The 21,020-nt window shown below is 38.5% G+C and carries 14 protein-coding genes, 6 tRNA genes and 1 rRNA gene; 2 read left to right on the top strand and 19 right to left on the bottom strand.

Translation table 11 applies throughout. From position 1 onward, the window contains the following. Nucleotides 1-91: 91 nt before the first annotated feature. From MZO21_RS10020 to trpA, 15 genes are all read right to left on the bottom strand, one after another. Nucleotides 92-167, bottom strand: a tRNA-Ala gene (locus tag MZO21_RS10020). 68 nt (nucleotides 168-235) lie between these two features. Then, nucleotides 236-312, bottom strand: a tRNA-Ile gene (locus MZO21_RS10025). A 60-nt stretch (nucleotides 313-372) separates the two neighbouring features. Beyond that, nucleotides 373-1,909 (bottom strand): 16S ribosomal RNA (locus MZO21_RS10030). Nucleotides 1,910-2,759: 850 nt separating this feature from the next. After that, a tRNA-Pro gene (locus MZO21_RS10035) sits at nucleotides 2,760-2,836 on the bottom strand. A gap of 3 nt (nucleotides 2,837-2,839) precedes the next feature. Next, nucleotides 2,840-2,915 (bottom strand) — tRNA-His (locus MZO21_RS10040). Between the two features lie 42 nt (nucleotides 2,916-2,957). Then, nucleotides 2,958-3,034 (bottom strand) — tRNA-Arg (locus MZO21_RS10045). Nucleotides 3,035-3,079: 45 nt separating this feature from the next. Further along, nucleotides 3,080-3,156 (bottom strand) — tRNA-Pro (locus MZO21_RS10050). Nucleotides 3,157-3,299: 143 nt separating this feature from the next. Beyond that, nucleotides 3,300-4,373 (bottom strand): quinolinate synthase NadA, encoded by a 1,074-nt coding sequence (gene nadA / locus MZO21_RS10055; RefSeq protein ID WP_154772900.1) that lies wholly within the window; start codon nucleotides 4,371-4,373, stop codon nucleotides 3,300-3,302. Between the two features lie 137 nt (nucleotides 4,374-4,510). Then, entirely contained in the window at nucleotides 4,511-5,731 is a 1,221-nt protein-coding gene (argJ, locus tag MZO21_RS10060) for a bifunctional glutamate N-acetyltransferase/amino-acid acetyltransferase ArgJ (protein ID WP_154772865.1), read from the bottom strand. 156 nt (nucleotides 5,732-5,887) lie between these two features. After that, entirely contained in the window at nucleotides 5,888-6,187 is a 300-nt protein-coding gene (locus MZO21_RS10065) for a hypothetical protein (protein ID WP_154772866.1), read from the bottom strand. A gap of 158 nt (nucleotides 6,188-6,345) precedes the next feature. After that, complete coding sequence (secA, locus tag MZO21_RS10070) at nucleotides 6,346-9,057, bottom strand: preprotein translocase subunit SecA (protein ID WP_154772867.1); 2,712 nt, start codon at nucleotides 9,055-9,057, stop codon at nucleotides 6,346-6,348. 425 nt (nucleotides 9,058-9,482) lie between these two features. Then, the gene (locus MZO21_RS10075) at nucleotides 9,483-10,511 is read right to left on the bottom strand and encodes an SPOR domain-containing protein (RefSeq protein ID WP_154772868.1); all 1,029 of its coding nucleotides are present in this window, start codon (nucleotides 10,509-10,511) and stop codon (nucleotides 9,483-9,485) included. After that, nucleotides 10,508-11,791: a bifunctional tetrahydrofolate synthase/dihydrofolate synthase gene (gene folC / locus MZO21_RS10080; protein ID WP_154772869.1), complete on the bottom strand. Its 1,284-nt coding sequence runs from the start codon at nucleotides 11,789-11,791 to the stop codon at nucleotides 10,508-10,510. The genes MZO21_RS10075 and folC overlap by 4 nt, the downstream gene beginning before the upstream one ends. Beyond that, entirely contained in the window at nucleotides 11,788-12,684 is an 897-nt protein-coding gene (gene accD, locus MZO21_RS10085) for an acetyl-CoA carboxylase, carboxyltransferase subunit beta (protein ID WP_154772870.1), read from the bottom strand. The genes folC and accD overlap by 4 nt, the downstream gene beginning before the upstream one ends. Further along, complete coding sequence (gene trpA / locus MZO21_RS10090) at nucleotides 12,681-13,484, bottom strand: tryptophan synthase subunit alpha (RefSeq protein WP_154772871.1); 804 nt, start codon at nucleotides 13,482-13,484, stop codon at nucleotides 12,681-12,683. Before trpA ends, accD begins: the two co-directional genes overlap by 4 nt. A gap of 361 nt (nucleotides 13,485-13,845) precedes the next feature. Between trpA and MZO21_RS10095 the strand changes: the two genes are divergently transcribed. Next, a complete protein-coding gene (locus tag MZO21_RS10095; RefSeq protein ID WP_248101511.1) occupies nucleotides 13,846-15,177 on the top strand; it encodes a Na+/H+ antiporter NhaC family protein in 1,332 nt (443 codons plus the stop codon). 201 nt (nucleotides 15,178-15,378) lie between these two features. After that, complete coding sequence (locus MZO21_RS10100; protein WP_154772873.1) at nucleotides 15,379-17,217, top strand: DUF3413 domain-containing protein; 1,839 nt, start codon at nucleotides 15,379-15,381, stop codon at nucleotides 17,215-17,217. An 84-nt stretch (nucleotides 17,218-17,301) separates the two neighbouring features. Here MZO21_RS10100 and MZO21_RS10105 read toward each other — a convergent pair whose 3' ends face one another. The 4 genes from MZO21_RS10105 to MZO21_RS10120 form a co-directional block, all read right to left on the bottom strand. Further along, a complete protein-coding gene (locus tag MZO21_RS10105; protein ID WP_248101508.1) occupies nucleotides 17,302-18,294 on the bottom strand; it encodes a DUF2804 domain-containing protein in 993 nt (330 codons plus the stop codon). Between the two features lie 138 nt (nucleotides 18,295-18,432). Beyond that, a complete protein-coding gene (locus MZO21_RS10110) occupies nucleotides 18,433-18,963 on the bottom strand; it encodes a DUF1543 domain-containing protein (RefSeq protein ID WP_248101505.1) in 531 nt (176 codons plus the stop codon). 185 nt (nucleotides 18,964-19,148) lie between these two features. Further along, nucleotides 19,149-20,390: a tryptophan synthase subunit beta gene (gene trpB / locus MZO21_RS10115; protein WP_248101503.1), complete on the bottom strand. Its 1,242-nt coding sequence runs from the start codon at nucleotides 20,388-20,390 to the stop codon at nucleotides 19,149-19,151. Next, a complete protein-coding gene (locus MZO21_RS10120) occupies nucleotides 20,374-21,015 on the bottom strand; it encodes a phosphoribosylanthranilate isomerase (RefSeq protein WP_248101500.1) in 642 nt (213 codons plus the stop codon). Before MZO21_RS10120 ends, trpB begins: the two co-directional genes overlap by 17 nt. Nucleotides 21,016-21,020: the final 5 nt, after the last annotated feature.

A 21,020-nucleotide genomic window follows, 5' to 3' on the forward strand; every position in this document is an offset into this window, starting at 1 on the left:
GTGATAAATCACAGAACTTAATAAACTTAAACTCTATCGTTTAATTTACTAAATTCTATAATCTCTCAGCTTATATATCGTAAACGATATATGGTGGAGACTAGGAGAGTCGAACTCCTGACCTCCTGCGTGCAAAGCAGGCGCTCTACCAACTAAGCTAAGTCCCCAGCTTATCATATAGATTCAATGTCTCTGATTCTCTGTCTTACTCTGCAATTAATTGCTTCGTCAGTAGTGGTGGGTCTGACAAGACTTGAACTTGTGACCCCACGCTTATCAAGCGTGTGCTCTAACCAACTGAGCTACAGACCCTCAGGTACATCGTATGAAGAACAACTTGTTGTGGATTCTTACCAATCGTCAATCTTTCGTTAAGGAGGTGATCCAGCCGCAGGTTCCCCTACGGCTACCTTGTTACGACTTCACCCCAGTCGTCGGCCACACCGTGGTAAGCGTCCTCCTTGCGGTTAGACTACCTACTTCTGGTGCAACAAACTCCCATGGTGTGACGGGCGGTGTGTACAAGGCCCGGGAACGTATTCACCGCGGCATTCTGATCCGCGATTACTAGCGATTCCGACTTCACGCAGTCGAGTTGCAGACTGCGATCCGGACTACGATCGGCTTTTTGAGATTAGCATCCTCTCGCGAGGTAGCAACCCTTTGTACCGACCATTGTAGCACGTGTGTAGCCCTGGTCGTAAGGGCCATGATGACTTGACGTCGTCCCCGCCTTCCTCCAGTTTGTCACTGGCAGTATCCTTAAAGTTCCCACCCGAAGTGCTGGCAAATAAGGAAAAGGGTTGCGCTCGTTGCGGGACTTAACCCAACATCTCACGACACGAGCTGACGACAGCCATGCAGCACCTGTATGTAAGCTCCCGAAGGCACCAATCCATCTCTGGAAAGTTCTTACTATGTCAAGACCAGGTAAGGTTCTTCGCGTTGCATCGAATTAAACCACATGCTCCACCGCTTGTGCGGGCCCCCGTCAATTCATTTGAGTTTTAGTCTTGCGACCGTACTCCCCAGGCGGTCTACTTATCGCGTTAGCTGCGCCACTAAAGCCTCAAAGGCCCCAACGGCTAGTAGACATCGTTTACGGCATGGACTACCAGGGTATCTAATCCTGTTTGCTCCCCATGCTTTCGTGCCTCAGTGTCAGTATTAGGCCAGATGGCTGCCTTCGCCATCGGTATTCCTCCAGATCTCTACGCATTTCACCGCTACACCTGGAATTCTACCATCCTCTCCCATACTCTAGTCTCCCAGTATCGAATGCAATTCCTAAGTTAAGCTCAGGGATTTCACATCCGACTTAAAAGACCACCTACGCACGCTTTACGCCCAGTAAATCCGATTAACGCTCGCACCCTCTGTATTACCGCGGCTGCTGGCACAGAGTTAGCCGGTGCTTATTCTGCGAGTAACGTCCACTATCCAAGAGTATTAATCTCGGTAGCCTCCTCCTCGCTTAAAGTGCTTTACAACCAAAAGGCCTTCTTCACACACGCGGCATGGCTGGATCAGGGTTCCCCCCATTGTCCAATATTCCCCACTGCTGCCTCCCGTAGGAGTCTGGGCCGTGTCTCAGTCCCAGTGTGGCGGATCATCCTCTCAGACCCGCTACAGATCGTCGCCTTGGTAGGCCTTTACCCCACCAACTAGCTAATCTGACTTAGGCTCATCTATTAACGCAAGGTCCGAAGATCCCCTGCTTTCCCCCGTAGGGCGTATGCGGTATTAGCAGCCGTTTCCAACTGTTGTCCCCCATTAATAGGTAGATTCCTAAGCATTACTCACCCGTCCGCCGCTGAATCCTGTAGCAAGCTACTTTCATCCGCTCGACTTGCATGTGTTAAGCCTGCCGCCAGCGTTCAATCTGAGCCATGATCAAACTCTTCAGTTTAAAATCAGTAGTACCTTTAAAGGGTACCAATCTTGGCTCATCAATTTTCTGACAAATATTTCTCAAATAAACTTCGAGTAATTTCTACCATCAAATCAATGAAAATAATTTCGATTGATCAATCAGTAAAAATCCACACAAGTTGTTCTTCATAATCTCTTAATGATCTTCTTGTTGGTTCGTCACCAGCAAGCTAGGTCGGCTATATTACGCTTTCTTTTCAGAAAGTCAATCAGTAATTCAAATTATTTTTAAACTTTCTTTTCAAAACCCAATCTTAACACTTTGTGCTAAGTTACTGTTTATCAAGAAGTTTTAATCTTCATCACCGCCGATGGATGTGCATTCTACAGTATTTCAAAACCAATACAACCCCATTTTTTAACAAAAAACACCATCTGCTTATTTATTCTACAAAAATCACTACTTTTATTATCTTTTGGTTAAAATTGGGACGGATTAACCAATAAAATTTGTGTTTTACCTAAATTAAATAACCCACCAATACCTAAATGTAAGTTGAGCTACAGAAATAAAGCCAAAATCAAGGAATCAAGGAATCAAGGAATCAAGGAATCAAGGAATCAAGGAATCAAGGAATCAAGGAATCAAGGAATCAAGGAATCAAGGAATCAAGGAATCAAGGAATCAAGGAATCAAGGAATCAAGGAATCAAGGAATCAAGGAATCAAGGAATCAAGGAATCAAGGAATCAAGGAATCAAGGAAATATATCAACAATAAAGAAACAAACATTTTTTAGTTATATTTATTCATTTTTATAAATCGCCAAATTTCAGGCATAAAAAAACCGCTAAACGCGGTATATTTTTATGACCACTTTAAGAAAGTGGTCGGAGCAGTAGGATTCGAACCTACGACCCCCTGGTCCCAAACCAGGTGCACTACCAGGCTGTGCTATGCTCCGAATTGGGGTGAATGATGGGGCTCGAACCCACGACAACCGGAATCACAATCCGGGGCTCTACCAACTGAGCTACAATCACCGTTACAACAAGCTTTCAGATTCTATAATCAAACGAACCAAATGGCGCGCCTGACAGGATTCGAACCTGTGACCATCCGCTTAGAAGGCGGATGCTCTATCCAACTGAGCTACAGGCGCATTACCGCTGATATAAAATATCAAGCTTTCTTTGCCTTGAGGAATTGGTCGGAGCAGTAGGATTCGAACCTACGACCCCCTGGTCCCAAACCAGGTGCACTACCAGGCTGTGCTATGCTCCGTTCATCTCAGCTTGTATCGAACATCTCGTTCGGTACGGTGTGCATTCTAGGCGCGACGCCCAAAGACGTCAACACCTATATTTAAAAAAAATCAAAAAAATGCTTCAACCGTTTATTTATCAAGCATTTTAGATATTTTTCAATCAATTTTGTTGTTTCAATGCAGCACTAAAGCTCAACATTCGATCTAAAGGCAGTTTAGCACGTGTTGCTAAAGCAGAATCAACAAAAATTTCTTGATCCTTTTTTTGCAATACTTCTAAAATTCCATCCAATTCATTCATTGCCATCCATGGACAATGTGCGCAAGAACGACACGTTGCCCCTTCGCCTGCTGTTGGTGCTTCAATAAGTATCTTATTTGGTACAGCTTGTTGCATTTTGTAAAAAATACCGCGGTCTGTAGCAACAATAAGTCTTTCATGTGGCAATGTTTCTGCCGCTTTAATTAATTGAGAGGTACTTCCAACAGCATCCGCCACTTCAATTACAGATTCAGGTGATTCTGGATGAACTAAAACTGCAGCATCTGGATATAAAGCTTTCATGGTTTCAATACCACGCGCTCGGAATTCTTCATGCACAATGCACGAACCATCCCAAAGCAACATATCGGCACCTGTTTTCTTTTGGATATAACGCCCTAAATGCTGATCTGGCGCCCAAATAATTTTTTCGCCCAAACTATCTAGGTGTTCAATAATTTCTACAGCACAACTTGATGTTACTACCCAATCTGCACGTGCTTTAACTGCAGCAGAGGTATTTGCATATACCACAACGGTATAATCTGGATGCTCATCACAAAACTTAGTGAACTCATCTACAGGACAGCCCAAATCTAAAGAACAAGTTGCTTCTAAAGTTGGCATAAGCACAGTTTTTTCAGGTGATAAAATTTTAGATGTTTCACCCATAAATTTTACACCAGCTACTACAAGTGTTTTTGCGGGATGGTCGCGACCAAAACGTGCCATTTCTAATGAGTCTGAAACACAACCACCTGTTAGCTCTGCTAACTCTTGTACTTCAGGATCACAATAATAATGCGCAACCAATACTGCATTTTGCTTTTCTAATTCTGCTTTTATTTGGGCAAATTTTTCTTGTTTAACTTCTTCAGTTAAATGAGAGTCTTTAGATTCACCTAAGCGATCTAAATGCGCCTGCACAATTGATTTAGCGTCATTGGCAATTAAATTGGTCGCATTATTCATAACAACGTCTTCTCTATCCATATTGCTTACTTGCTGTAAGCGATCCCAACACCCAGTCAATTTTATTTTCTTGACCAGTAAGTAAAAAATAGTAGTTATAAAAAAGCCTCTCGACGGAGGCTTTTTTATATTAAATTTTATGAACGATAATCTGCATTAATTTTTACGTAGTCATATGACAAATCGCAGGTATATACCGTATCTTTGGCTTGACCTCGACCTAAATCAACTCGAATAGTCATTTCAGTCTGAGCCATAACGCGGGCACCAGCTTCTTCCGTATAATCTTCTGCTGCACCACCATCTTTACAGATTTGCACATCATCTAACCAAACTTGAATTTTTTCAACATCTAAATTAGGAACGCCTGCATAACCAATTGCAGCTAAAATACGTCCCCAGTTTGGATCTGATGCGAAAATTGCCGTTTTAACTAAAGGTGAGTGTGCAATGCTATATGCAATATCGCAACATTCTTGAGTGTTTTCACCACCTTCAACAGCAACAGTAATAAATTTAGTAGCGCCTTCACCATCACGTACAATCAATTGTGCTAGACGTTTCATTACGCGCGTTAGAACTTCTAAAACTTTTGAATAGCGTACATCTTCAGGTGATGTAATTTCAGTGCCACCTGCTTGGCCTGTCGCAACAAAAATACATGAGTCGTTTGTTGATGTATCACCATCTACCGTAATACGGTTGAAGGATACATTCACTGTTTCATTCAAAAGTTGTTGTACTAGCTCACGACTAATTGGCGCATCTGTAGCCACATAGCTCAACATAGTCGCCATATTGGGGCGAATCATGCCTGCACCTTTTGAAATACCTGTCATGGTGTACGTAACACCATCTATTTCAAACTGCTCAGATGCACCTTTTGGTGTTGTATCTGTCGTCATAATGCCTGTTGCAGCATCTAACCAAGCGTTTTCATTGAGGCTTTCTAAAGCAGGCTGTAAACCATTTACTAAGCGTTCAATTGGAAGTTGCTCACCAATCACACCTGTAGAAAATGGAAGAACTTCAGATGTAGATACACCCGCAAGTTCTGCTAGCTTTGCACAAGTCGCTTCTGCATTTGCCATCCCCGTTTTACCCGTACCCGCATTGGCATTTCCTGTATTAATTACAAGATAACGTGGGTTGGTAATTTTAAGATGTGCTTTAGAAATATGTACAGGCGCTGCACAAAATGCATTTTGCGTAAATACACCTGCAACATTTGAACCTTCTGCAAATTCAAAAATAACAAGGTCACGTCGGTTCTGGTAACGTACATACGCTTCTGCCGAACCAATTTTTACACCTTTCACCGCATGCATTTGCGGCATAGATACGTCACCTACAGCCATTTTGAAATTTCCAATGTAGTTTTATATAGAAAACCACAGCTTATTAGAAATTCATTGAAAAATCGAGCAAAAGCAAAGCAAGAGTGTAACTTTCTTCTATTTTATTTATAAAAAAACCAGCTTAGTCGCTGGTTTTAAATATCTAATATTTTTTAATTATTGTGCAGCCAATAATGCTTTTTTAGCAGCTTGCTGACTTTCTTCAGATAAAGCAGGATTAGATGCAACAATTCGATTTACTGTTGCCGATGTTGCTGCTGCAATTGCTTCAGTTTGAATTGATACAGGACGTTGATGTGGATTATCTATAGTGTATCTGATACCTGTGCGTGGGCTTGCAACAGTTACCTTTCCATCTACAACTTGTGCTTGTGAGGTCGATTTAGCCGTATTCGCAAATGAAAGTGTTGGAATTGCCAATGCAGCAATCACGAATGTTTTTAATACTATTTTCATTATATTTCCCATATCTAAATTTCAATCTGCCATTAAATACCACTTAATAAAGTGAACATCAACAACTCATGAAACTCACTCAATTAATTTAGCTCTATTCATAACAAAAAAGCAGAACATTTTGCTCTGCTTTTTTGTTAAATAGAATTCAATATAAATTAAATTTTACCGTGACATTGTTTGTACTTCATACCAGAACCACATGGACATGGCGCATTTCGGCTTGCAGGTGCAACAATCTCTTGATTTTCAACAGGCGTAAATTCTGTTTCAGCTGCTTCAAAATCAAAATCAGGTACTTCAGAATGAGACAGATTAAGTTTCATTGCTTCAGCTTGTGCTTGTTGCTGTGCTTCCAATGCAGCTAACTCTTCTGCTGTTGGAACGTGAACACGTGATAAGTCCATTACAACATCAGACTTAATTACACCTAACATATTAATAAATAAGTTAAATGCTTCTTTTTTGTATTCTTGCTCAGGATTCTTTTGTGCATAACCACGTAAATGAATACCTTGGCGCAAATAATCCATTGCTGCAAGATGATCTTTCCAATGACGATCTAGCGAACCCAACATGAAATGACGTTCAAGCATTGCTGCTGACTCTGCACCCATTTGTTCACGACGGCTACGATAGCGTTGTAAAATTTCATCGTAAATACGTTCAACCAAAGCTTCTTCGTCTAAACGACGGTCTTCTTCAAGCCAACGCGTAATTTCCATTTCAACGCCAAAGTCTTCACGCAACGCTGCTTCCAAACCTGGAATATCCCATTGATCGTGAATAGATTCTGGTGGAATGTAGTTTGCGATTAAACCTTTCACAACTTCTTGATGCATTTCTTCAACGTATTCTTGAAGTGTACTTTCAGCAAGAATTTCATCACGTTGAGAATAAATAATCTTACGTTGTTCGTTGTTTACATCATCGTATTTCAATAAGTTTTTACGAATATCGAAGTTACGTGCTTCTACTTTACGCTGTGCATTTTCAATAGAGCGAGACACCATTTTGTGTTCAATCGCTTCATCTTCAGTTAAGCCCATCGCACGCATCATACTTACAATACGATCGCCTGCGAAAATACGCATTAAGTCATCTTCAAGAGATAAGTAGAAACGTGAAACACCTGGGTCACCTTGACGACCTGCACGACCACGAAGCTGATTATCAATACGACGTGATTCATGACGTTCTGAACCAATAATGTGTAAACCACCAGATGCAAGTACAGCATCGTGGTTCTTTTCCCACTCAGCTTTTAAACGAGTTTCATCTTCAGCCGTTGGGTTTTCAATTTTGGCAAGTAATGCTTTCCAGTTACCACCCAAAAGAATATCTGTACCACGACCCGCCATGTTTGTTGCAATAGTTACTGCACGCGGAGCACCCGCTTGCGCAATAATATCTGCTTCACGCTCATGCTGTTTCGCATTTAATACTTCATGTGTAATACCAGCTTCTTTTAGCTTATCCGATAAAATTTCAGATGCTTCAATAGTTGCAGTACCAATAAGAATTGGCGCAACACCTGATTCATGAATACGTTGAATTTCTTTAATAATTGCAGAATATTTGCCGTTACGATTTAAATAAATTAAATCGTTTTCATCTTTACGCACCATTGGGCGGTGTGTAGGAATAAGAACAACATCTAAACCATAAATTTCTTTCATTTCTGCAGCTTCAGTATCTGCAGTACCCGTCATACCAGATAATTTTCTGTATAAACGGAAATAGTTTTGGAATGTTGTTGTTGCCAAAGTTTGGTTTTCAGGCTGAATTTCTAAGCCTTCTTTCGCTTCTACTGCTTGATGCAAACCTTCAGACCAACGACGACCTGGCATCGTACGACCTGTATTTTCATCGACAATAATGATTTCACCATCGTTAATGATGTATTGAACATTACGTTGATATAAATAATGTGCACGAATTGCAGCCGTCACGTGATGAACAAGGTTTAAGTTAGAAGATGAATATAAACTCTCACCTTCTGCTAATAAACCCATTGAAATCAGTTCATCTTCAACTGTTTCAAAACCAATTTCAGTCATTTCAACTGAACGTTGTTTCTCATCAATCCAGAAATGTCCGCCATCTGCCACTTTTTCTTCTTTCTGTGGCTTCAATTTTGGCGGAATCGCATTAATTGCCGCATAAAGCTGTGAAGAATCTTCACTTTGACCAGAAATAATCAATGGAGTACGTGCTTCATCAATTAAGATCGAATCGACTTCATCGATAATTGCATAAACTAAACCACGTTGTTTCTTTTCACCTAAAGAAAACACCATGTTGTCACGAAGGTAATCAAAGCCAAATTCGTTGTTTGTACCGTAGGTAATATCTGCTTTGTAAGCTTCAGATTTTTCCATTGGATCTTGCATTGAGTAAATAACACCAATGCTTAAACCTAAGAATTCGAATAATGGACGGTTTAATTCAGCATCACGTTGCGCCAAATAGTCATTTACGGTAATTACGTGAACGCCTTGACCACTAATTGCATTTAAATAGCAAGCAAGCGTACCCATAAGCGTTTTACCTTCACCGGTACGCATTTCTGCAATTTTACCTTCGTGAAGTGTAATACCACCTACTAACTGAACATCATAATGACGCATTCCCATAATACGTTTTGCTGCTTCTCGGCAGACTGCAAACGCTTCTGGTAATAGCTTATCTAAGCTTTCGCCCTTGTTATAGCGTTGTTTAAATTCTTCGGTTTTTGCAGATAAGTCCGCATCACTTAAAGCTGATATCGTCGGCTCGAGCGCATTAACTTTTTCAACAATTTTGCGCATGCGTTTAAGTTCGCGCTCATTTTTAGTACCGAAGATTCCTCCGATCAGACTTGCCAACATGAATAGACTCTCTAAATCTTGCTTATCAAAATAAGTTTTTCTTAGTCTTTATTATGGTGCTAGAAATTTGAAGTACAAGGGTTTTGCACAAAACCAATATAAAAATAATCTTCGCGTTACTAAGCACTGAAATCTAAGTGCCAACAATGTATCAAATTTTAATCTTTCTATATATAGATAAGTCCTGATTTTCTCGTTTGTTTTTTTATTCAATAAAAACTGACATATCCTATTTAGAAATAAGTCATTAAATATTTTATAAATTAACCTTCTTGTTTCATCCAAAAACATTACAAAAAATGAATCAATCCAATGCAATAAAATACCTTTACTTTCCTATTAATAACTTCAATCTTTTCAAACAAAAAAGGATTCAACTAAAACGAGTCGAATCCTTTTTTTACTTTCAACAATGAATAATTAAATTAATTGCGTTTTTCTAAAGGCACCCAATCAATTACCCAAGCAGATTTCATTCCTAAACTTGCATCAGCCGCAATTTTCTTACGTGACGCATCGGCAGTTTCACGGTCTTTAGATGGCCCAACCATAATTCGAATCCCTTTAGATGTTGGACTCTTCGTTACTTTGTAGCCTTTTGCCCGAAGTTTTGCAGCTACAGCATCTGCATTTGCTTCATTTGCAGCAAGCGCAACTTGTACCATCCACTGCTTATCTCCATTTTCAAGTAAATCCCGTGCTTTTTTAGCCTCGGCATTTTTCTTTTCTTCGGCTTTACGTTTCTCATCCGCTTTGCGTTTTTCTGCAGCCTTACTTTTTTCTTCAGCTTTACGCTGCTCTTCTTTTTTCTTCTCGTCTGCTTTACGTTTTTCTTCAGCTTTCAACTTTTCATTGGCTTTTTGCTTTGCCTCAGCTTCAGCTAATTTCTTTTGTTCCGCTTGACGAGCTAATTCAGCTTGACGTTTTTTCTCAGCTTCTTTCTTGGCATCATCAGCTTTTAACTGATTTGCCTTTTGTTGCTCTAATTTCTTTTGAGCCACAAGTTTTTCTTCAGCTAAACGTTTCTGCTTTGCTTTTTCATCTTCAATGAGTTCTGGTGGAATATTGTCTGAACTTTGATTTACACCGTTACGATGTGCATTAATTGCAGCATATTCTTCTGCGGCTTTACGTGCAGCTTCAGCTTCAGCTTGTTGCTGAGTTGCTAAAAACTCTGCTGCCCGTGCTTCTTGTTCTGCAACCGCTTTTTCACGTGAACGCTTCTGCTCTTCAAGCAAACGCTTTTCTGTTTCAACATCCACAGTTAAAGGCTGAAGTTGAATCATTTCACTTTCAGTAGTTTTTTGTTGTGTTTGCTGAGCAAGTTCAACTTGTTGCGGTGCATTGACATTATTTTGATGTATTTCTTCTTTGCCTTTTAGAAGTAAGGCCGCCAATAAAACACCACCACCTAATAAAACAACGCCACCCATCCAGCGTTGCTTGTTATTCATTGACATTCTTCCAAATACTCCCATACGGCTTCTAATGTATGAAATGATCCACACACCAAAATCAGCTGATTATTTTTTGATTCATCAAGTGCCGATTTAAATGCCAATTTAACACTTTCAAAGTGTTCTATATTTTGTCCTTTCAGCGCATCATCAAGTTGAGAAATTTCTGCTGCTCGAGGGACTGTTAATTGTGCAATTTTCCACATTAATACAGTATCTTTCAACAACTGTGCAACAGAATTTATGTCTTTATCTGTCAACATCGAGAAAACACTCACGACTTCAGTGAGCTGTTTATTGTAATTCAAATAGTTTTTCAATTGTTTTAATAAGAACTCAACACCATGCGGGTTATGTCCTGCATCAAAAATTACAGTCTTATTTTTTATTTGGCGAATTTCAAATCGACCTGCTAATTTAGCTTGCTGAATACCATCTTCAATAGCTTCTTGTTTTATTTCTAAACCGCTTACCAAAATAGCAGCAACAGCAGTTGAAATATTTTCTAGTGCCAATGAACCTAATGGCAACTTTAATGTACAACCCGTAGATGCAAACATCCATGCCTGACCATCTTGAGTAAGGCGATAAAAATAATCACGATTTACCGCAGATAAAGGCGCATTACATTCTTGAGCTTTATTTAGAATTGCTTGCGGAATATCTTGAGATCCACCAAAAATAACGGGAATATTCGAACGAATAATTCCTGCTTTTTCAAAAGCAATTTTCTCAATGGTATCGCCCAACCAATCTGTATGATCTAAACCGATATTGGTAATAACAGCAACATTTGGGTTTACAACATTTACAACATCTAAACGACCACCTAAACCAACTTCAAGCACCCATGCATCACATTGTTGATCTTTAAAAATAACAAAGGCTGCAAGTGTGGTTGCTTCAAAGAATGATAAAGATAAATCACATTCACGGCGTGCAATATCAACTTGAACAAAGGCATCTACCAGTGTTTGGTCATCTACTTCTATTCCCGATAATTTTACGCGTTCGTTAAAACGGTAAATATGCGGAGATTGGTAAAGTCCAACGTTATAACCTTGGGCTTTTAATATCGCTGCCAAAGTTGTTGTCGTTGAGCCTTTACCATTTGTTCCTGCAACAGTAAAAACTTTTGCTTGAGGACTTGTTACACCCAGCTTTTCAGCAACAGGAATAACTCGTTCCAAACCTAAATCAATACCCGTAACGTGAACATGGCTCCAATAATCGAGCCATGTGTTTAAACAGTCTGTTGCAAGTGGTGCTTTATTCAAGGCAAATTCATCAATTTCGTCACAATGCGATATACAGTATCACGTAATGCATGACGGTGTACGATTTGATCGATTACACCATGATCAAGTAAATACTCAGCACGTTGGAACGGTTCTTCCAATTTTTCACGTACTGTTTGTTCAATTACTCGTTTACCCGCAAAACCAATCATTGCTTTAGGTTCTGCAATATGAACATCACCTAACATTGCTAATGATGCAGTTACACCGCCATAAACTGGATGTGTTAATACAACAATGTACGGTAAACCAGCTTCTTTCATACGTTGAATTGCAGCAGATGTACGCGCCATTTGCATAAGAGATAACATGCCTTCTTGCATACGTGCGCCACCAGAAGCAGCAAAGCAAATTAAAGCTTGTTTAGATTGAATAGCACGCTCTGCAGCTTGTACAAAACGATCGCCAACAACTGTACCCATTGAGCCCCCCATGAAGTCAAACTCAAAAGCACATGCAATCATAGATACATTTTTCAAAGTACCTTGCATTACAACCAATGCTTCAGTTTCACCTGTTTTAGCTTGAGCTTCAGACATACGGTCTGGATAAGCCTTGCTATCTACAAACTTAAGCGGATCTTTGGCTTTAAATTCCTGACCAAGTTCGTTATCTACTTGATCAAAGAACCAAGTTAAACGTTCACGAGCTTTCATACGTAAATGTTCATCACATTGTGGACAAACATAAGCATTAAAAGACATTGCTGTGCGTGTAACTAAAGAATGGCACTCAGGACACTCAATGGTTGGTTCTGTAAATGTAGATTTATAGACTTCTTGTTCATCTGGAACATGAATACTTGGAACAGCACGATCTGTCCACGGCGTAGTAGGGCTAAGAATCTTCCCTGTTTTCACTTCTTGACTCATACTAACTCATCGAGCGCAGCTCGAAGCTCCTTAACTTTATTAACCGTTTCTATAGCGGCTTGTTCTGGTGTTAAGTTCGCAAATTGTTTTACAAAAGCACTTCCAACAATTACAGCATCTGCCACACCACCAATTGCTTTTGCAGAGGCAGCATCGCTAATACCAAAACCAACACCAACTGGAATATTTGTTTCAGTTTTAATTTTTTGGATACGTGCAGTAACTTCAGGAACATCTAATGTTGCCGCACCTGTAACCCCTTTCAAAGATACATAGTAGATAAAACCACTTGCCTGTTTCACAACGTGTTTAATTCGTTGTTCTGTTGATGTTGGTGCTAATAAGAAAATTTGATCCATATCAAACTTTTTCAAAACAACATTTAGATCGTGAGCTTCTTCAGGTGGTAAATCCACAAGTAGAACACCATCTACACCACATTCATTGGCATAAGATACAAATTTTTCATAACCAAGAACTTCAACAGGATTTAAATAACCCATTAAAACAACTGGTGTTTCTGTATCTTTTTGACGGAACTCTTTCACCATATTCAAAGCATCTAGGGTATTTGTTCCACCTGCCAATGCACGTTCTGCTGCAAGGGCAATAACTGGACCATCTGCCATAGGGTCTGAAAATGGAAGTCCAAGTTCAATCACATCTACCCCTGCTTCAACCATATTATGCAATAACGGAACAGTTACTTGCGGTTGAGGGTCACCTGCCATGACATACGAAACTAAAGCCTTACGCTGTTGAGATTTAAGCTGTGCAAATCGAGTGGCTAAACGTGACATAGGGTTGTACATTCCTTGAATTATTTAAAACTGAGGAGTTGCTTTTGTAGAAATACAAGACAATGCATTGTAACGCTATTTTTTACTCGATGAATAGCTCTCAATTCTTGCTTTTGATATTCCATTTGCAAATATTCTCGCTCAGAACAATCCGAAAGATACATTTACCGATATTTCGTTTTTTTACACAATGATCAAAGATGCCTATTTTTCGCTTTTCTAAATTTTCCAATCATTTAGATAAACTTAGATTTATTTTAAAATATTGATAAAAATAAATTGCTTAGCAATTAAATTTAAAAATGACTGAAATAGCAAAACCTGCATTATACTAATAGCATTCTTCTTTTTTTTATCTCCTATGACCTCCCATCACTCAACAAAAGTGCATGCTCGCGCAATTGCATTGCTACCTCTTATTGTTTTTTTATCGTTGTTTTTAGGCAGTGGCATTTATCACTCCATCATTGGAACAGAGTTTGCTTTTTATCAAATTAAAGCACCTGTCGCGGCTATTCCTGCAATTATTGTGGCTGTTTTATTGTATCGAGATAAGCTCAATATTGGCATTGAAGAATTTTTGAAAGGTGCAAGCCATCCTAATTTAATTCTGATGTTTATGGTGTTTATGCTTGCAGGTGCTTTTGCAAGTACCAGCAGTGCAATTGGTAGCGTAGATGCAACTGTACAATTTGGTTTATCTATCATCCCTCCTTCTTTCGTACTTCCAATGCTATTTCTAATTGCTGCATTTATTGCAACAGCAATGGGAACATCTATGGGAACCATTGCAGCATGTGCGCCTATTGCTTTTGGCTTTTCTCAAGCAACAGATATTGCACCTGTTTTAGCCATTGGTGCAGTCGTTGGCGGAGCAATGTTTGGCGATAACTTATCTATGATTTCTGATACAACAATTGCCGCAACAAACAGTCAGAAGGTTCAACTCCGAGACAAATTTAAGGTCAATGTTTGGATTGCAGTTCCTGCATCAATTATTACTATTTTTATATACATGATGCTCACACAAAGCTCTCACGCAATTACATATAAAGATTATGACCTTTGGCTAATTCTTCCTTATGTTGCTGTATTTACTCTTGCATTTACACGTTTGCATGTATTGGCAGTTTTAACCATTGGTGTAATTCTATCTGGAATTATTGGCTTGGTTGATTCATCAAGCTTTAACGTTTTAAAGTTTAACAATGCCATTTATGATGGTTTTGTAAGCATGTTCGAAGTGGCTCTACTTTCTATGTTCTTAGGTGGCTTATCTGCCATTATGCAAAAGGAAGGCGGTTTAGAATGGCTCATTCAACGTATTTATAAAATCACTCAATTATTTAAAGTTGGTAGGCAACGTGCAGGTGAAATTGGAATTAGCCTTCTTGTGATTTTCTCTAACTTATTTGTTGCCAATAACACAGTTGCTATTATTTTATCTGGAGATATGGCACGAGAAGTTGCTAAAGAATATGGCGTAGATCCTAAACGTGCTGCAGCATTATTGGATATTTTTTCTTGCGTAATTCAAGGCTTAATTCCTTATGGTGCACAACTTCTATTAGCATGCTCGATTGCAAAAATATCACCAGTGGAACTTATTGGAAGTATTTATTACTGTTGGGTACTTGCCATATTTGCGGTATTCGCCATTATTTTCCATTATCCAAAATTTAAACAAGCCTAAAGTTTCTAAGCGGTCTATATGGCCGCTTTTTTAGGATAGTTCATTTCTCCCATGCCTTTGTAATATTTAATGAAATAGTAATAAACAATTGTGTGACGAATAGTTTTTATTCAACAACTCACTTTTTAAGTTTATTATACTCCCCTTTAAAAGTTGAGCCTCAAGCTTAACCCACCTAATTCATATCAAAGCGTGCTGTTTATGCCTTTTAAAACAAAACTACATAGTCATGGATACTTCATTGCGGTAAATGCAATTATTGCAATGTTAATTGCTTGCAGATACTTCTTTGTGATGCCTGAAATTCCAAGCGATCTTTTAGGTTTTAGCTTTTTAGTGTCGAGTGTCATATCTCATATGGCAACATTAACTGCACTTATTGGTTTAATCCTAATTCCATTGTTGTTACTTCCGACAATTGCTCGTCGTTTAATTATTTCAGGCATAAGCTCTTTCATCTTAATTACACTGTTTATTGATACGATTGTTTTCTCTCAATATCGTTTTCATATCAGTATGGTGATGCTTGAACTTGTGATGTCAGGGCAAGTTGTAAGCTTTCCATTATCTACATGGCTGATGACCATTTTCGGCATTTTAGCTTTATGGGCTTTACAATATGCATTGATTGTAAAATTAGATAAAAATATTCCACTTCCACATTGGAAGCTAGGTAAAAAGTTTGCTTGGATCACCTTTATTACCCTATTAATTTCTCATGGTATTCACATTTGGGCGGCAGCTAATGTCTATCAACCTGTAACCATGACCAAAAAATATTTACCATTGTTCCAGCCATCATCTTCAACAGCAACCATGCGTAAAATGGGTTGGATTGATGAAGAGGCAATTAAAAAACAACAAGAGATGAAAGTCTCTAGTAATAGTGATTTGAACTACCCTTTACAGCCACTTCAAACCCAACCTGTAAGTAAACCAACCAACATCGTGTTTATTGTGGTGGATTCTTGGCGTGCAGATACCTTTAATGCTGAGACCAGCCCCAATATGTGGGCTTACGCGCAAAAAGGCAAAATTTTACAAAATCATTTATCAACTGGTAGTGCAACTCGTACGGGTATTTTTGGTTTGTTTTACGGCATCCCTGGTACATATTGGCATAGCGTTTTATCAAATCGTAAAACTCCAGTATTTATGGATCGTTTACAAGCTATGGACTATCAATTAGGGATTTTTGCTGCTGCGAAACTTACAAATCCAGAGTTTGATCGTACTGTATTCGCCAAAGTACCAAATTTACGTATTAGTTCTGCAGGCCGCTCTCCTGATGGTTTAGATGTCGGTTTAACGCAGGACTGGTTAACATGGTTCGATAAACGCGATAAAAACAAACCAACTTTCTCATTCTTATTCTACGATTCACCTCATGGATATGCTTTCCCAAATGACTATCCTCATCAATTTAAGCCAATGCTTGAAGAAGTGAATTATCTAAAACTTAGCAATGATACAGATCGCTCTTTAATGATGAATCGCTATAAAACAAGCGTTCATTATGTTGATAGCATTGTGAAACAAGTACTAGATAAAATTAAAGCATCTGGTGATGAAGAAAATACGCTTGTAATTATTACAGGCGATCATGGTCAAGAAGTAAATGACAACATGGAAAATTTCTGGGGTCATAATGGCAACTTTACAGATCCTCAAGTTAAAGTTCCTTTTGCAATTATTGGTCCAAAAATCAATACTTCAGGCATTATGAATTGGAGTGATGATACATTTACAAGTCATCAAGATGTCGTACCGACGCTTATGAAACATTATTTAGGCGTGACCAATAACATCAAAGATTACTCTGTAGGTGAAGACTTGATGAGCTCAGAAGTAAAACGTGATTGGATTCTTGCATCAGGTTATAGTCGTTATGCAGTAATCACCAAGCAAGATATTTTAGAAGTTGGTGCTGTAGGTCAATATGAGTTCTTAGACAAGTCGAATAAACCGATTAAAGGTCAGCAATTTAATGGTCAATATTTACAAAGTGCTTTAGAGCAAATGAGTCGTTTTAATAAATAAATGTGAAATAACACCAAATAAAAAGGCTTCTTTAAGAAGCCTTTTTATTGCTTGAGTTTTAACTCAATTCACGAAAATCTATAACTACCATTTCGCATAATGCTGTTCAATTAAGCCATATTGTTCATTAAAAATAATTTTTTGACCATCTTGTAAAACAGTGCCACTAATCTTGGCTTGCCACTGACTAAACTGACTTCCAACCAATCTTAAATTTAAATTTTCATAACGGCGCCAGCCCGTCGTAACGGTCAAATTTAAAGATTCATCTAAAGATTGAATTATCCACTGCGCATCTGAAACTTGCTGAAATAAAACATCAGATAATGCATATAACTGACCATTCACCCACAAGCTATTTTCATTACCAAAGCTTTCATTTACACCTGATGCTAAGTTAATGCCTATACGATTATTTTGCTCATCCCAAAAATTACAAGATAACCAAAACCACGCTGTTTCAGGTCTTAAAAAACCACAAGTATCATCTAAAGCAACAAAAGTACGATCATTAAATTGAATAACCTGACCTTTCTTATTCTTGAAAAATCCCTCACAAGCAAGCGTGGTTAATTTTTGCGTATACGTCCAACCATTAATACCATTTGGGCTACACAAGCTTAAAGGTGTTGTTCCAGCACAAAATGTTCTAACACTTAAAATAATTTCACCATATTTTGATACGGTGATATAACGTGCCCCATTCGCATGCTGCATTTCAATTTGATAAGGATTATTTAAAAAATAACTTTGATTAAATAGAGGCTGTTCATCGAGTTTTGTATTTCTAGCAAATGCATTTATCGCATTCCATTCTAAAACATCATTACGTTCATGATCATAAATATAGAAAAAACCGTGCCCTGCCCATGCAATATCAACAATCGCAACACCTATACTGTAATGTTCATGTTGAATAGAACAAAATTTAAATTTTTTATATTTTAGACGCTTACGCCACCCGACTAAAGAATTTCCATATGGTGTTTTATAATCGTATTTACTAACATCAATACTTAATGGTAGTTCTGAAAAGCGACCATAACGAGGCTGTCCATTCGATTGAATCAAATCCATTTTTGACAATCCTTAATCACTTAAATCCATACAATTTTAAAGGCTTTAACACCTCATATTTTTAAAATAGCAAATTAACACTCAATATTCAAAACCTATATGAATTATGTGAATTTGCCATAAATAATAGACTCATAATCAGTGTTCATCTAGCATCAGATATGTATTTTCCCAATGGTTAGTTTCAATACTTTTTGCAGAATCATACTCTACCAATTCAATATAACGCCCATGTACATGATCAATTGCAATACAGTCATCTACATCTAAAACTCGGTCTGTATGCTGTTTTTGCCAATGTTGTGCAAAATATGCCTTACCTTTTTGTTTAGCGACCATTGCATTTTGTGCAACCACTAAAACATAGCGATGTAACTCGCCAAATTCACGTGAATCATAGCCACCTAAATTAATTAAAAATAGTTTTTGATTTTCTTGATTTGGTGCAGTATCACTAAATTGTACTTGATATTTTCTACCTTCAAATTCCACACTATTTATTTTTGCCCAAGCATCTATATGTAAACCTTTTTGTTCACCAAACCATGCATTTTTTAATTGAGGGTAGATATCTTTTAATGTTTCGCCCACTGCAAGCACAACATCATGTACTTCCGTGTTTGCACGTGTATGACGACCACCGAGCATGGCAATAAATAAGCTTGGCATAAAAAATTCCATTGGCTTTTGGCTAGGAATTTAATCATACGTCAGCTATATATTTCATGCCATTTAATAATCGTAGATGAGTATTTTATTTATTTTTGACAATAAAAAATCGCACTTTCGAGTGCGATTAATCTTTGGATTACCTCTCCCCAACCCTCTCCTGTAAGGAGAGGACTTAAAGGAAATTACATCTCTACCATTTCCACGCCATCAATACGTGCAACTGTCATTAAATCTTTATCACCACGACCTGAAACCGTCGCAATAATAATTTGATCTTTAGACATCGTTGGCGCAAGTTTCGTTACATATGCCATTGCATGAGAGCTTTCTAATGCAGGAATAATACCTTCAATTTGCGTTAAATCACGGAAACCTTGAAGCGCTTCATTGTCATTAATTGGCACATATTCAACACGGTTCATATCTTTTAAGAAACTGTGTTCAGGACCAACACCAGGGTAATCTAGACCCGCTGAAATTGAATGCGTTTCAATAATTTGACCTTGATCATCAGACATTAAATAAGTACGGTTACCATGAAGTACGCCCACATGACCTGCATTTAACGGTGCAGAATGTTTACCTGTTTCAATGCCGTAGCCTGCTGCTTCAACACCGTACATTTTCACATCTTGGTCATTTAAGAATGGATAGAACAGGCCCATTGCATTTGAACCACCACCGACACAAGCAACAAGCGCATCAGGTAAGCGACCTGCTTGTTCTTGAATTTGACGACGTGCTTCACGACCAATAATCGATTGGAAATCACGTACCAATTGTGGGTATGGATGTGGACCTGCAACTGTACCAATTACATAGTAAGTTGAATCTACATTTGTTACCCAGTCACGCATTGCTTCATTCATGGCATCTTTTAATGTTTTAGAGCCACTTTCTACAGGAACAACTGTCGCACCTAATAAACGCATGCGATACACGTTCATTGCTTGACGTTTAACGTCATCAGCCCCCATAAATACAACGCATTCGAGACCTAAACGTGCTGCAATTGTTGCTGTTGCAACACCGTGCTGACCTGCACCTGTTTCAGCAATAATACGCTTTTTACCTGAAAGTTTTGCAAGAAGCGCCTGACCAATTGTGTTATTTATTTTGTGAGAACCTGTATGGTTTAAGTCTTCACGTTTTAAATAAATTTGTGCACCACCGAGTTCTTTCGACCATCGCTCTGCATAATATAAAGGACTTGGGCGACCGACATAGTACGCCAAGTCACGGTCAAATTCTGCCAGAAACTGTTCGTCATCTTTCATGCGAAAATAGAGTTTTTCTAAATCCTCTAAAGCCGCCATAAGAGTCTCTGACACAAAACGTCCGCCATGAATACCGAAATGCCCTTTTTGATCTGGGAATTGGGTATAGTCAACTTGACTGTTATGACTTTTATTTTGCTGATCCACGATGGACTCCTTGCATAAATTGTTCAATGAGTTGTTGGTCTTTTATACCTTTTGCGGACTCTACGCCTCCGCTGACATCTACGGCATATGCCTTGGTCGTCTTTATAGCGTTTTCAATATTTTCAGGTTTTAATCCACCTGCCAATATTAATGGAATATCAAGTTGTGGGAACTGTGACCAATCAAAAGAATGTCCTGTCCCACCTTTTAGCTCAGGATGCCAAGCATCCAAAAGCATAGCACTTGCACCCACTTGTTGATATTGCTTAATCGTTGAAATTACATCTAAATCTGGTTTAACTTGAATGGCTTTGTACCATCTTCTGCCTGTTAATTTGGCAATTTTCTGACATTGTTCTGGTGTTTCATCGCCATGAAATTGTAAGACATCTAAAGAAACAGTTTTTAATACTTCTAATATTTCTTCGCTAGATGCATTCACAAACAAGCCAACGGTTTGTACATAGGCTGGTACATGTTTTACAAGTTCTTCGGCTAATTTAACAGACACATTTCGAGGGCTTGGTGGAAAAAATACAAAGCCAATTGCATCTGCGCCAGCATCTACAACAGATTTAATATCTTGAGTTCGTGTGATTCCACATATTTTTACACGAGTACGCATGTTTT

Source organism: Acinetobacter portensis (assembly GCF_023158935.1).
Taxonomy (GTDB): Bacteria; Pseudomonadota; Gammaproteobacteria; order Pseudomonadales; family Moraxellaceae; genus Acinetobacter; species Acinetobacter faecalis.